The sequence below is a fragment of the Micromonospora echinaurantiaca genome, assembly GCF_900090235.1.
Taxonomy (GTDB): domain Bacteria; phylum Actinomycetota; class Actinomycetes; order Mycobacteriales; family Micromonosporaceae; genus Micromonospora; species Micromonospora echinaurantiaca.
The window spans coordinates 597,987-610,408 of the sequence record NZ_LT607750.1 but is presented as its reverse complement, the minus strand read 5'-3'; the positions used below and the strand labels follow the sequence as shown (position 1 = coordinate 610,408).

At 73.9% G+C, this 12,422-nt stretch carries 13 protein-coding genes; 3 read left to right on the top strand and 10 right to left on the bottom strand.

What is annotated here, in order from left to right; genetic code table 11:
- Window positions 1-82: 82 nt before the first annotated feature.
- Entirely contained in the window at window positions 83-1,306 is a 1,224-nt protein-coding gene (locus GA0070609_RS02825; protein ID WP_088992347.1) for a GNAT family N-acetyltransferase, read from the top strand.
- A 24-nt stretch (window positions 1,307-1,330) separates the two neighbouring features.
- On the top strand, window positions 1,331-1,687 hold the full coding sequence (locus GA0070609_RS02820; RefSeq protein WP_088992346.1) for a hypothetical protein: 357 nt from the start codon (window positions 1,331-1,333) through the stop codon (window positions 1,685-1,687).
- 87 nt (window positions 1,688-1,774) lie between these two features.
- Here GA0070609_RS02820 and GA0070609_RS02815 read toward each other — a convergent pair whose 3' ends face one another.
- The 4 genes from GA0070609_RS02815 to GA0070609_RS02800 form a co-directional block, all read right to left on the bottom strand.
- Window positions 1,775-2,245 carry a ribose-5-phosphate isomerase gene (locus GA0070609_RS02815; RefSeq protein WP_088992345.1) on the bottom strand — a complete coding sequence of 157 codons (471 nt, stop codon included), beginning with the start codon at window positions 2,243-2,245 and terminating at the stop codon, window positions 1,775-1,777.
- A 71-nt stretch (window positions 2,246-2,316) separates the two neighbouring features.
- Window positions 2,317-3,516 carry a DUF1015 family protein gene (locus GA0070609_RS02810; protein WP_088992344.1) on the bottom strand — a complete coding sequence of 400 codons (1,200 nt, stop codon included), beginning with the start codon at window positions 3,514-3,516 and terminating at the stop codon, window positions 2,317-2,319.
- A gap of 85 nt (window positions 3,517-3,601) precedes the next feature.
- Window positions 3,602-4,024: a hypothetical protein gene (locus GA0070609_RS02805; RefSeq protein ID WP_157748041.1), complete on the bottom strand. Its 423-nt coding sequence runs from the start codon at window positions 4,022-4,024 to the stop codon at window positions 3,602-3,604.
- Window positions 4,025-4,254: 230 nt separating this feature from the next.
- Window positions 4,255-4,854, bottom strand: coding sequence for a mycothiol-dependent nitroreductase Rv2466c family protein (locus GA0070609_RS02800; protein WP_408630653.1), 600 nt, complete (start codon window positions 4,852-4,854; stop codon window positions 4,255-4,257).
- A gap of 244 nt (window positions 4,855-5,098) precedes the next feature.
- On the opposite strand from GA0070609_RS02800, the gene pepN reads away from it, so the two are divergent.
- Complete coding sequence (gene pepN, locus GA0070609_RS02795; RefSeq protein ID WP_088997450.1) at window positions 5,099-7,648, top strand: aminopeptidase N; 2,550 nt, start codon at window positions 5,099-5,101, stop codon at window positions 7,646-7,648.
- Between the two features lie 343 nt (window positions 7,649-7,991).
- On the opposite strand, the gene GA0070609_RS02790 is transcribed toward pepN, so the two are convergent.
- Genes GA0070609_RS02790 through GA0070609_RS02765 form a run of 6 tightly spaced genes read right to left on the bottom strand, consistent with a single transcriptional unit; the run spans window position 7,992 to window position 12,246 of the window.
- Entirely contained in the window at window positions 7,992-8,399 is a 408-nt protein-coding gene (locus tag GA0070609_RS02790; RefSeq protein ID WP_088992341.1) for a DUF5130 family protein, read from the bottom strand.
- Entirely contained in the window at window positions 8,386-8,694 is a 309-nt protein-coding gene (gene ctaJ, locus GA0070609_RS02785; protein ID WP_446723590.1) for an aa3-type cytochrome oxidase subunit CtaJ, read from the bottom strand. The genes GA0070609_RS02790 and ctaJ overlap by 14 nt, the downstream gene beginning before the upstream one ends.
- A 49-nt stretch (window positions 8,695-8,743) precedes the next feature.
- Window positions 8,744-10,207: an amidase gene (locus GA0070609_RS02780; protein WP_088992339.1), complete on the bottom strand. Its 1,464-nt coding sequence runs from the start codon at window positions 10,205-10,207 to the stop codon at window positions 8,744-8,746.
- Window positions 10,208-10,256: 49 nt separating this feature from the next.
- Complete coding sequence (locus GA0070609_RS02775) at window positions 10,257-11,297, bottom strand: amidohydrolase family protein (protein ID WP_088992338.1); 1,041 nt, start codon at window positions 11,295-11,297, stop codon at window positions 10,257-10,259.
- Window positions 11,297-11,821, bottom strand: coding sequence for a 3-hydroxyanthranilate 3,4-dioxygenase (locus GA0070609_RS02770; protein ID WP_088992337.1), 525 nt, complete (start codon window positions 11,819-11,821; stop codon window positions 11,297-11,299). Before GA0070609_RS02770 ends, GA0070609_RS02775 begins: the two co-directional genes overlap by 1 nt.
- Window positions 11,818-12,246, bottom strand: coding sequence for a RidA family protein (locus tag GA0070609_RS02765; RefSeq protein WP_088992336.1), 429 nt, complete (start codon window positions 12,244-12,246; stop codon window positions 11,818-11,820). The genes GA0070609_RS02770 and GA0070609_RS02765 overlap by 4 nt, the downstream gene beginning before the upstream one ends.
- Window positions 12,247-12,422 lie beyond the last annotated feature (176 nt).

Here is a 12,422-nt window from a genome sequence, read left to right as displayed (position 1 = left end):
CTACCGGTCGCCGTCCCGGTTTCGAGGGTAGCCAGCCGGCAAATCGGTCGCTGACGGCGGACCGGTCGGTTAGACACGAGCGGTGACGAACTCCCCGCTGCCGGCCCGCGCCGAGGACTTCGACGAGCTTTCCCGGATGCTCGGTGACCTGTTCCACAGCGGGTTCGACGCCGAGACGCACGAGATCGAACGCGGCCTCTTCGAGCCGGAGCGGGCGCTGCTGATCCGCGACGGCACCGAACCGGTGGCCAGCGCCACCGCCTTCACCCGCCGGCTAACCGTGCCGGGCGGCACTGTGCCGGCCGCCCACGTCAGCATGGTCGGGGTGGTGCCGACCCACCGCCGCCGCGGCCTGCTCACCTCGCTGATGCGCCACCAGCTGCGGCAGCTCGCCGACGCCGGCCGGGAGCCGGTGGCCGTGCTCTGGGCCACCGAGGGGCGGATCTACCCCCGGTTCGGCTACGGGCTGGCCGCGCAGCGGCTCTCGCTGGAGTGCGCCACCGGCGAGCTGCGGCTGCCCGGGCCGGCGCCCGAGGCGGGCCGGCTGCGCCTGGACCGCCTGGCCGCGCGCCAGGCCGAGCTGGCCCGGGTGTACGACCGGGTGCGCCCCGACCGGCCGGGCTGGTCGAGCCGGAACGCCGCCTGGTGGCGGTACGTGCTCGGCGACCCGGCGACCCAGCGCGGGGGCGCCACCGAGCGGCGGGTGGTGCTGCACGAGGGCCCCGACGGGGTCGACGGGTACGGGCTGTTCCGCACCCGGGCCGAGTGGGACCACTCCGGGCCCCGCGGGCACACCCTCGTCGACGAGGTGGTGGCCATCACTCCCGACGCGTACGCGGCGCTGTGGCGGATGCTGCTCTCCATCGACCTGACCCGGCAGTTGACCTTCCGGGCGGCGGCGGTGGACGAGCCGCTGCTGCGGCTGGTCAACGAGCCGCGTCGGCTCGGCGCCCAGCTCGTCGACGCGCTCTGGCTGCGGGTGGTCGACGTGCCGGCCGCGCTCGCCGCCCGCCGGTACGCCACCGGGGTGGACCTGGTGATCGAGATCACCGACGAGCTGCTGCCGGGGAACACCGGCCGGTGGCGGCTGACCGGCGGCCCGGACGGTGCGGAGTGCGTACCGACCGACCGGCCGGCGGCGCTGGCCTGTGACGTGCGCTGCCTCGGCGAGCTCTACCTCGGCGGGGCCGGGCTGGGGGCGTTGGCCGCCGCGGGCCGGGTCCACGAGCTGCGCCCCGGCGCCCTGGCCGCCGCCGGGCCGGCGTTCGGCTGGCACCGCGCCCCGGCCGGCATGGAGGTGTTCTGACCCACAAGCCGGTACGGTCGGCTGATGCGGGACGCGGAACGACGGCGACTCGGCGACGCGGAACGGCGCCGGCGCCGGCTCAGGCACCAGCCGGGCGGCGAGGAGACAGGGGCCGTCGACGGCCCGAGCGCGACCACCGCCGGGGTGCACGACGGCGGCGACCCGCCGCGCGGGCGGCGGGGCGGCCCGCCCGAGGACCGCGAGGGTGAGCGCGGGCTGCGCGGCCTGGTCGGTTCCGGCTCGTCCCAGGTGAGCGTCACCGCCGCGATGCGGGCCCGGGACGCCGCCCGGCCGAGCGAGGCGGACCTGGCCGAGGCCGAGGAGCGCGTGGTGATCGTGCGCCGCAACTGGGTGCCCCGGGAGGACCTGCCCCGCCGCTGAACCCGACGGATCCCCGCACCGGCGGGGACTGGGCGGTGCGGGGGCGGGGCCGACAGCGGTCCGGCGGGCGGCGTCAAACCGGCAGCGTCAGGCCGGCAGGGCGGGCAGGGTCCGGGTGCGCTCGTACTCGGCCATCTGGGCGATGCGCCGGGAGTGCCGCTCGTTGCCGGAGAACGGGGTGGCGAGGAACGCCTCGACGATGGCTGTCGCGTCGGCCAGGGTGTGCTGCCGGGCGCCGACGGCGACGATGTTCGCGTCGTTGTGCTCGCGGGCCAACTGGGCGGTCTCGATGTTCCAGGCGAGCGCGGCCCGGACCCCGGCGACCTTGTTGGCGGCGATCTGCTCGCCGTTGCCGGAGCCGCCGATCACCACACCCAGGCTGCCCGCGTCGGCCACCACCCGGTCACCGGTGTGCAGGCAGAACGCCGGGTAGTCGTCGTCCGGGTCGAAGGCGTGCGGGCCGACGTCGACCACGTCGTAGCCCTGCGTGGCCAGGTGGTTGGCCAGGTGCACCTTCAACTCGAAACCGGCGTGGTCGGATCCCAGGTAGACGCGCATACCGCGCAGTCTGTCAGGCCGCCACCCCCGGACGCCGCGCGGGCGGCGCCCGGGGGCGGATTCGTCACAGCTCAGCCGGCCAGCTCGGCGGCCACCAGGCCACCGCGCGCCTTCGGGGTGAACCAGGTGCTCTTGCGCGGCATCTTCTCCCGGGCCAGGTTCACCGCCACGAAGTCGTCCACGGTCACCGGGGCGATCAGCACGGCCAGCTCCGCCCGGCCGGCGTCGACCTCGCCGGTGAGCCAGCTCGCCGGGTAGTCGCCGCCGACGTAGGTGATCCGCTTGTCGCCCGGGTCCAGCCCGAGCGCATCGCGCAGCAGCAGCCGCTCGACCAGGGCGTGGTCGAGGTTCTCCAGCCGGCCGTCGCCGGTGACCGGCAGGGTCACCGCGTACCCCTGGCCGGGGAGCCGGAGGTGTACGGTGCCGCCGGCCGCCGGGACCTCGACCGGGCCGTCGATCGGGGTGACCCGCGCGCCGGCGGCGCGCAGCCGGTCGAGCAGCTCGTCGGGCGTGGTGGTCAGCTCGCTGACCAGCCGGTTGTAGGGCTGGATGGCCACCGACGCGGGCGTGGTGACCACCGCCAGGAAGCGCGGCAGCCCGCCGGTCTGGGCGGCCAGGCTGCGGTGGTTGCCGTCGGCGACGACCAGTTCGCCGCCACCGGCCAGCGCGGTCAGCTCGTCCTGCTCGGGCCCGGGACCGACCAGCCAGATGGCGTGCGTGCGCCCGGCCTGGTCGGTGTCGGTGGCGGCCGGCGCCCCGGCCGCCTCGGTCGCCGCCGCGAGCGCGGCGTGCAGCTCGTCGCCCCGCCCGGTCTGCAGCAGCAGTACGGGCGAGAGCAGGTGACCCAACGCCTCGGCCAGTGCCACCCGCTCGCGCACCTTGGCGATGAAGACGTCCTCGTTGCGGATCACCAGACCGGGCTCGTCGGCCCGGGTGGAGATCTGGTCGGTGTCCACCATCGCGAAGAGGCCGTACGCCGGCTCCTCCCCCGGTGCGCTGATCCGGTAGAGCACCACGACCTGCTCGGCCGGGGTGTAGCTGCCGTCCGCCTTGGCCTCGGCGAGCCGGGCGACCGCGTCCGGCAGGGCGTCGAGGAAGGACTTCCCGAGGCTCTCCGGCGCCCGGTGCGGCATCTCGATGCCGAGGGCACTGTGCGGGTTCGCCTCGATGATCGCGGTGATCTCCGCGTCGTCGGCGAACTCGTCGTAGTTCTGCGCGCCGGTGCCGCCAGTGGTGATCCAGGCCCGGGCGATCGGATGCACGACCGTCATGACCGCTGACGCTACCCGGGGCGGGCCGGCCGGCGACCGCGGACCCGCACGGCGTCCACCAGATGAAAGAGCGCCGGGGCCCAGCTCAGTCGGTACGGTCCGGCGAACCCGCCGGGCGGCGGTGCCGGCCGGCGGGAGTCGGCCGGCGATGGGTGGTGGAGGCGGCGTGCGGGCCCCGGCGACCGCCCACCGGGCCGACCGGATCCGCCGCACCGATCGGCGCGCCCAGCGGCGCGGGTACCGCCGGCCGGGTGGGCGCGGCCGCGGGCCGGGTGGCCACCACCGGCGCGGGCCGGTCGGTGGCGGGCGGGGTCAGTCGGGAGGTCGCCGGCACCCGGGCCACGCCGACCACGATCGGCGGGGCGAGCAGGTCCACCACGTCCGGGGGAAGGTCGGGCCGGAGCGCCGGCCAGCGTGAGTCGTCGACCGACCAGTACGCCGGGTCGGGGCTGTCGGCCACCTCCTCACCGCTCGGGGAATCGTCAACGGACGCACGGTGCTTGGCCATCGGGATGCCTCCACGAGCTGCGGGGTGCGGCCCTGCGGGTCGCTGCGGCGGACATGGAGGCCAACGAGCCCCCCACCACCCCGGTGACGCCCCACCCACCCCCACCCCCCGGCCCGCGCGCTCCCCGCCCCCCCTGCCGTTGATCAAGGAGTTCGGTCAGGTATCCGCTCGGATCTGACCCGAACCCCTTGATCGACGGGGAGAGTGCGGGGGCGGGTGGGGCGGGTGGGTCAGTCGAAGATGGGGTCGAGGTCGCGGGAGCGCTTCAGCTCGAAGAAGCCGGGGGTGGCGGAGACCAGCAGGACGCCGTCCCAGAGGCGGCCGGCGGCCTCGCCCTTCGGGGCCGGGGTGACCACCGGGCCGAAGAAGGCGACCTGGCCGCCGTCCGGGCCCGGGGCGTGGATGACCGGGGTGCCCACGTCGGTGCCGACCGGCCGCATTCCCGCCTCGTGGCTGGCCCGCAGCGCCTCGTCGTACTCGGTGCTCCCGGCCGCCTCGGCCAGCGTCGGGTCCAGCCCGGCGTCGATCAGCGCGGCGGCGTACAGCTCCGGCCCGAGGATCTGCTTGCCGAGGTGGATCCGGGTGCCGAGGGCGGTGTAGAGCTTGCGCAGCACCTCGGAGCCGTGCCGCTGCTCCGCCGCGATGCAGATCCGCACCGGGCCCCAGCCGGTCCGCATCAGCTCCTGGTACTGCTCGGGCAGGTCGCGTCCCTCGTTCAGCACCGACAGGCTCATCACGTGGAAGCGGATGTCCACGTCCCGCACCTGCTCGACCTCCAGCAGCCAACGGGAGGTGATCCACGCCCACGGGCAGAGGGGGTCGAACCACATGTCGACGGCGGCACGCTCGGTCACGGTGAGGTCCCTTCACGACGGGTGACGCCGGGGTTCCGGCGCCTCACCCCGATCTTCGCCCCCGGCGCCGTGGCGCGGTACCGGAACGAGAGCGTGACCTCGACCACCGCGGACCGCCGGTGCATGCAAGACTCGGATCCGACCGGCCGCCACGAGCGGCCGGCGGACGGGCGCCGCCGCGGCGTACGGCGAGAATGGGATGGAGACGAACGTGCCGGGAGTGCGCAACCTGACGCAGGTCGAGGCGACCGAGCGGGCCCGCCTGCTCGACGTGACCGGGTATGACATCAGTCTGGACCTGTCGAGCGCCGTCCAGGCGGCCGAGGGCCGCACCTTCCGATCGACCACCGAGGTCCGGTTCCGCTGCGCCGAGCCGGGAGCGAGCACCTTCATCGAGGTGGCCGCCGACTCGATGCGCTCGGCGACGCTGAACGGCGAGCCGGTCGACCTGGGCGACTGGTCCGCCGAGAAGGGCCTGACGCTGTCCGGCCTGGACAGCGAGAACGTCCTGGTGGTCGACGCCGACTTCGCGTACTCCAACAGCGGGCAGGGGCTGCACCGCACGGTCGACCCGGTCGACGGCGAGACCTACCTCTACAGCCAGTTCGAGACGGCCGACGCGCAGCGGGTCTTCGCCTGCTTCGACCAGCCCGACCTGAAGAGCGTGTACACCTGGCGGGCCACCGTGCCGGAGCACTGGCGGGTGGTGTCGAACATGCCGGTGGCGCGCGAGGAGCCGGCCGGCGAGGGCCTGAAGACCGTCCACTTCGCCGAGTCGGCCCGGATGAGCACCTACATCACCGCGCTCTGCGCCGGCCCCTATCACGAGGTGCGGGACAGCCACGACGGCATCGAGCTGGGGGTGTTCTGCCGGGCGTCGATGGCGCAGTACCTGGACGCCGACGACCTCTTCCTGATCACCAAGCAGGGCTTCGACTTCTTCCACGAGAAGTTCGGCGTCCGCTACCCGCTGCCCAAGTACGACCAGCTCTGGGTGCCCGACTTCAACGCCGGCGCGATGGAGAACTTCGGCTGCGTCACGCACGCCGAGTCGCACTACATCTTCCGCTCGCAGGTTACCGACTTCGAGTACGAGCAGCGGGCGAACACGATCCTGCACGAGCTGGCGCACATGTGGTTCGGTGACCTGGTCACCATGCGCTGGTGGAACGACCTGTGGCTGAACGAGTCGTTCGCCGAGTGGGCCAGCCACTGGTGCAACACGCACGCCACCCGGTTCCAGGACGCGTGGACCACCTTCCTGTCCATCCGGAAGAACTGGGGCTACCGGCAGGACCAGCTCTCCTCCACCCACCCGGTCTACTGCGAGATGCCCGACCTGGAGGCGGTCGAGGTCAACTTCGACGGCATCACCTACGCCAAGGGTGCCAGCGTGCTCAAGCAGCTGGTCGCGTACGTGGGCGAGGAGCCGTTCCTGGCCGGCCTGCGGACGTACTTCGGCAAGCACGCCTGGGGCAACGCCACCTTCGACGACCTGCTCTCCGAGCTGGAGACGGCCTCCGGCCGGGAGCTGCGTAAGTTCGCCGCCCAGTGGCTGGAGACCGCGCAGGTCAACACGCTGCGCCCCGAGGTGACGATCGACACCGACGGCGCCTACCAGCAGGTGGTGATCCGGCAGGAGGCACCGGCCGGGCACCCGACGCTGCGTACCCACCGGATCGGGGTGGGCCTCTACGACCTCACCGGCGGCCGGCTGGTGCGCCGCCAGCGGCTCGAGGTGGACGTGACCGGCGAGCGGACCGAGCTGGCCGAGCTGCGCGGGGTTCGCGCCGCCGACGTGCTGCTGCTCAACGACGACGACCTCACCTACACCAAGCTGCGGCTGGACGAGCGGTCGATGGCGACCGTGGTGCAGCACATCGCCGGCCTGGAGTCGTCGCTGGCCCGCGCGCTCTGCTGGACGGCGGCCTGGGACATGACCCGGGACGCCGAGCTGGCCGCCCGCGACTACGTGGCGTTGGTGCTGGCCGGGCTGCCCGCCGAGAGCGACATCAACCTGGTCACCGCGACGCTGCGGCAGGCCACCACCACGCTCACCTTCTACGCCGACCCGGCCTGGGCGCCGACCGGCTGGGCCGAGCTGGCCCGTACCGCCCGGGCGGCGCTGGCCGCCGCGGAGCCGGGCAGCGGCTTCCAGCTCGCCTGGGCCCGGGCGTACGCCTCGGCGGCCCGCTCCGCGGAGGACCTGGCCACGCTGCGCGGCTGGCTGGCGGGCGGCGAGGTGCCGACCGGCCTCACCATCGACACCGAGCTGCGCTGGGCGGTGCTCGGCGCGCTGGTGGCCAACGGCGCGGCCGGCCCGGCCGAGATCGAGGCCGAGCTGGCCGCCGACCGCACGGCCAGCGGCGAGCGGGAGGCCGCGTACGCGCACGCGCTGGTGCCGACGGCGGAGAACAAGGCCGCCGTCTGGGCGCAGCTGACCGGCCCGGAGGCGCTGCCGAACTGGCGGCACCGGGCGCTGCTGCAGGGCCTGACCCACCCGGCGCAGGTCGAGCTGGTCGCGCCCTACCGGGAGAAGTACTTCGCCGCGGTGGGCCAGGTGTGGGCCAGCCGGGACAGCGAGCCGGCCCAGGAGTTCGCGCAGCTGGCGTACCCGGCGTACCTGGTCGAGGACGACACGGTGGCGGCCACCGACGCCTGGCTGGCGGCCGACGGCCACCCGGGCCCGCTGCGCCGGCTGGTCGCCGAGGGCCGCGACGGCGTGGTCCGCGCGCTCAAGGCGCGCGCCAAGGACGCCCGGAGCGCCTGAGCGGCGTGACCGGCCGGGGCCGGCGGGGGCGGAAGCCCGCGCCGGCCCCGGCCGTTATCGCTCGGAACCGGCAGGCCGGACGACCCGGTCGGGTCGCCGAGCCCTGGCCGATGAGGCTCGGCCCCGGCCGCTGGCCGCGCGCTGACCGAACGGTCGGCTCGACAGTGGCAGCAGCCGGCAGAGACGTACACCGGTCGAGCCTGATACCTCAGAGTCATCGAAATGACTCTGAGGTATCAGGCTCGCAATGGCCCCTGTGCCGAGTTGGGCACCCCGGTCCGCCGACGCGACGAAGCCCGGCCCGCGTGGGACGCGGGCCGGGCTTCGTCGTACGAGGAAGGGCTCAGCCCTTGCCGGCGTGGCTGGCGAGCTGGTCCAGTCCGTTGATGATGCCGCCGGCCAGGTCGCCGCCGCCGAACGCCGCGACCATGGAGAGCGCCGCCAGCTTGGCGTACGTGTCCGGGATCCGCTTGCGCGCGTACCGGCCGGTGACGATCTCCAGCTGGCGCTGGTTGGGCGAGACCGCGATCAGCACCGACTTGTCGGGCTCGGCGAGCTGGCGGTGCAGCCGCTCGGCGTGCTCCCGGATCGGCTCGTCGAGACCGCCGACGAAGACCGAGAAGACCAGGCCGGTGTTCTGGTCGGCCAGTCGGAGCGCCTCGTCGATGCGCAGCAGCTGCCGGGTCGAGAACGGCCCGTCCAGCACCTCGGGCGGATTGTCCGGCCCGGCCTGCATCTCACCAACGGTCACTTGCGCCTCCGGTTCCACCGGCCGGCGCCATCTCGCCGGCCTGCTCCTGCTTGCGACTGGTCAGCGCCGGCGCCTGGGCGCCCGCTGCCAGGGCGGTGCCGGCCGAGTCGGCCAGCTGCTCCGGACGGGCCAGGAACCAGACCGGAGTGAAGTCGAAGGGCCGACCCGGCCGGTAGCGCTTGGCGCCGCCACCGCCGCCACGGCTACCGGCGTACGCCAAACCGGCGATCACCAGCACCGCGGCCGCCGGGATGCCGACGAAGACCAGCAACGTCTCGGTAACAGACAATCCCAACGCCCCCAGGCGGAAAGAGAGACCAGAGCATCCGGGTCGGGTGGACGAATCATGGCGCCGACCGCCCGACTCCGCTGCCATTCACGTTAGCGGAGCCGACGGCCCGCCAGATTGCGGGGTGGCGATCCCACCCGCCACTGGAATTCTCCAGTTGCGCAGCCGTGGCGATCAGCCGCGCGTCGTCGCCGTACCGACCGGTCAGCAGCACCCCGACCGGCAGTCCCTCGGCGGTGACGCCCACCGGCAGCGACACGGACGGATCGCCGGTGACGTTGAAGATGGCGCAGTACGGCGAGAACCGGCGTTGCCGGTCGAAATCCTCCGCCGGGTCGCCGCCCTCGGTGAACCAGCCCACCGGCGCCTGCGGAGCGGCGAGGGTCGGGCAGAGCAGCAGGTCGCAGCCGGCGGTGCGGTACACGCCCCGGCGTACCTGCGCCTGGAGTTCGCCGAGCGTGGCGCTGAGGGTGGCGGCGGAGATCTCCGCGCCCCGGGCCCGCAGGTGACGGGTCAGCGGCAGCAGCTGGCCCTCCAGCTCCGGCGGCACCGGGGCGAGCGCCAGCACGTACCAGATGATCTCGAACAGCGGCCACGCCGACGGCCCGAGCGGCGGCGGCACCTCGACCACCTCGTGCCCGGCGGCGGTGAGCAGCGCGGCGGCCCGGTCCACGGCCGCGACGCAGTCCGGGTGGACCGGTTCGTCGGCGAGCATCGGCGCGGTGAACCGGCCGACCCGCAGCCGGCCGGGGTCGGCCTGCCGGGCCGCGGCCAGGTAGCCGCCGGCCGGCGGCAGCGGCGGCAGGTACGGCTCCCCCGCCACCGGCTGCGCCAGCACGTCGAGCAGCGCCGCCACGTCGGCGACGGTGCGCCCGATCGGTCCGCTGGTGGGCAGGCCGAACGCGCCGAAGCCGAGCGGGCCGCCGGAGACCAGGCCCCGACTCGGCTTGTAGCCGATCAGCCCGCAGAGCGACGCCGGGATGCGCAGCGAACCACCGCCGTCGGAGCCCTGCGCCACCGGCACCAGCCCGGCCGCCACCGCGGCGGCCGCGCCGCCGCTGGAGCCACCCGCCGTGTTCCCCAGGTTCCACGGGTTGCGGGCCGGCGGCGCGACCAGCCCCTCGGAGTAGAGCGAACAGCCCAGCTCCGAGGTGGTGGTCTTGCCGAGGCTGACCAGCCCGGCGGCGCGCATGAACCGGACCACGTCGGCGTCGACCGGAGGCACGAAGTCGGCGAAGGCGGCCGACCCGAAGGTGGTGCGGACTCCGGCGGTGAGGGTGAGGTCCTTGATCGCGGTGGGCACGCCGTGCAGCGGCCCGCGCCGCTCGACCGGCACCGCGTCGGCGGCGCGGGCGGCCTCCCGGGCCAGCTCCGGCGTGACGGTGACGAACGCCCCGACGGTGTCGCCGAGCGCGGCGACCCGGTGCAGGTGGTGCTCGACGAGTTCCACGCTGGACAGCTCGCCGTCGGCGATCGCGGCGGCCTGCTCCAGCGCGGTCAGGTCGTGCGGCTCGGCCATCCCCTCATCCTGCCCGCCCACCGGCGGCCGTGCCCGCAGACACGGCCGGTCAGTCGGACTCCGAGCAGCCGAGGAAGCGCAGGGCGTTGCCGCCGAGGAGCTTGTCGCGCTGGTCGGGGGTGAGGAAGTCGGCCTTGCGGACGACCTGCCCCACCGGGCGTTCGCCCAGCGGGTACGGGTAGTCGCTGCCGACCAGCACCCGGTCCTCCCCCATGGTGTCCACCAGCAGCCGCAGCGCGGCCGGCTCGAAGACCACCGAGTCGACGCAGAACCGGTCGACGTAGGCGCTGGGTGGGGCGGTCGAGGAACCCCGGACCAGGTCGCCGCGGCGGTGCCAGGCGTTGTCGGCCCGGCCCAGCCAGAACGGGAAGCTGCCGCCGCCGTGCGCGAAGCAGATCCGCAGCGTCTCCGGCACCCGGTCGAACACGCCGCCGAGGATCAGCGCCAGCACCGACAGGTGGGTCTCAGCCGGCATGCCGGTGAGCCAGCGGGCCATCCACCGGTCCAGCCGGGGACCGCCGGGCATGTCCCACGGGTGGACGAAGACCGGCGCGCCCACCCGGGCGCAGTGGGTGAGGAACTCGACGATGCCGCCGTCGTCCAGGTCGCGGTCGCCGACGTGGTTGCCGATCTCGACACCGGCGTGCCCGGCGGCCAGGCAGCGGTCCAGCTCGGCGCAGGCGGCCGCCGGATCCTGCAACGGCACCTGGCAGAACGGCACCAGCCGCCCGCCGCCGGCCGCGGTGACCTCCAGGGTGAGGTCGTTGAAGATCCGCGCCACCTTCGCCGCCTGGTCGGCGGGGCGGTCGTAGCTGAAGAAGACCGGGGTGGGCGAGACGACCTGCAGGTCGACACCGTCGGCGGTCATGTCCGCCAGCCGGGTCGGCGCGTCCCAGCAGGACGCGCCGATCGGGCGGAACTCCGTCTCGCCCACCATGATCATGGCGGCGCGTTCGGAGTCGACCCGCAGCCAGGGCCAGCCGGACCCGCCGCACGCGGCGCCGAGGTCCGGCCATCCCTTCGGTACGACGTGCGTGTGCACGTCCACCACCGGATACCGAACCGGCCGGCCCTCGGCGGCAGCGGCCATCAGCCCTTCCCCGGATGCAGCGCGCCGCAGTTGTCGCAGGTCCGCGCATTCTCGTCGGTGTAGAAGGCCTGGAAGACCGGGGGCAGGTCGGCGGCGATGTCGCGTACCTGGAGCTCCACCTCGTGCACCTTGTGCCCGCACTCGGGGCAGTACCACTGGAACTTCTCCAGGGTGCCCTCCTCGCGGACCCGCTCGATCACCATCCCGATCGAGCCGGCCTCCGGCCGCTGCGGCGAGTGCGGCATGTTGCGCGGCAGCATCCACATCTGACCCTCGCGGATGTGTACCGTCCGCGGCCCCTCCGGGGTCATCAGGTTGACGTGCATGTTGCCCTTGACCTGGTAGAAGAACTCCTCGTACGGGTCGACGTGGAAGTCGGTGCGCTGGTTCGGGCCGCCGACGACCATGACGATGAAGTCGTCGCTGCCCGGCAGCATCTCCTTGTTGCCCACCGGTGGCTTGAGCAGGTGCTGGTGCTCCGCGATCCACCCGGGAAAGCTGAACGGTTCGGCGATCTCGCTCACGACTGACCTCCTGAGGGAAGAAGGGCCACGGCCTGAATCTCGATGAGCAGGTGCGGGTGCGGCAACTGGTGCACGGCGACGGTGGTGCGGGTCGGCCCGGTGGCGTCGAAGAACTCGGCCCACACCTCGTTGTAGCCGCCGAAGTCGTTCATGTTCACCAGGTACGTGGTGACCTGCACGAGGTCGGACAGGTCGGCGCCGACCGAGCGCAGCAGGTCCCGGATGTTCTCGATCACGGCCCGGGTCTGCACCCGGATGTTCAGGTTGGTGGTGCCGAACTCGTCCACCTCGGCGCCGGCGAAGGTGTTGTCCGGCCGCCGGGACGACGTACCGGAGACGAAGACGAACCCACCGGCCACCTTGACGTGCGGAAACGCGCCCCTGGGGACGGCCTTGCCGGCCACTACCTTCGCGCCGTCACCCATGACGACCAGCCGGCAGCGCAGAACGGACAACGACCACGATGGGGCTCCGCGCAGCCTGCCCGGCAAGGGGATGCGGACCACCGGCCGACGCGCGGACGGTGCCCACGACGGGGTTCCGGGCAGCCCGCCCGGCGGAGGGATCAAGCCTGACCGCCCGGAGCCGGGTGGGCTGCCCG

What these genes read in the sequence shown, in the direction of transcription:
- GA0070609_RS02815 (WP_088992345.1), bottom strand. Translation starts at nt 2,245, where the DNA reads ATGCGCGTCTACCTGGGATCCGACCACGCCGGTTTCGAGTTGAAGGTG.
- GA0070609_RS02810 (WP_088992344.1), bottom strand. Translation starts at nt 3,516, where the DNA reads ATGACGGTCGTGCATCCGATCGCCCGGGCCTGGATCACCACTGGCGGC.
- GA0070609_RS02775 (WP_088992338.1), bottom strand. Translation starts at nt 11,297, where the DNA reads ATGGCCGCTGCCGCCGAGGGCCGGCCGGTTCGGTATCCGGTGGTGGAC.
- GA0070609_RS02820 (WP_088992346.1), top strand. Translation starts at nt 1,331, where the DNA reads ATGCGGGACGCGGAACGACGGCGACTCGGCGACGCGGAACGGCGCCGG.
- GA0070609_RS02765 (WP_088992336.1), bottom strand. Translation starts at nt 12,246, where the DNA reads ATGGGTGACGGCGCGAAGGTAGTGGCCGGCAAGGCCGTCCCCAGGGGC.
- GA0070609_RS02780 (WP_088992339.1), bottom strand. Translation starts at nt 10,207, where the DNA reads ATGGCCGAGCCGCACGACCTGACCGCGCTGGAGCAGGCCGCCGCGATC.
- GA0070609_RS02805 (WP_157748041.1), bottom strand. Translation starts at nt 4,024, where the DNA reads ATGGCCAAGCACCGTGCGTCCGTTGACGATTCCCCGAGCGGTGAGGAG.
- GA0070609_RS02800 (WP_408630653.1), bottom strand. Translation starts at nt 4,854, where the DNA reads ATGTGGTTCGACCCCCTCTGCCCGTGGGCGTGGATCACCTCCCGTTGG.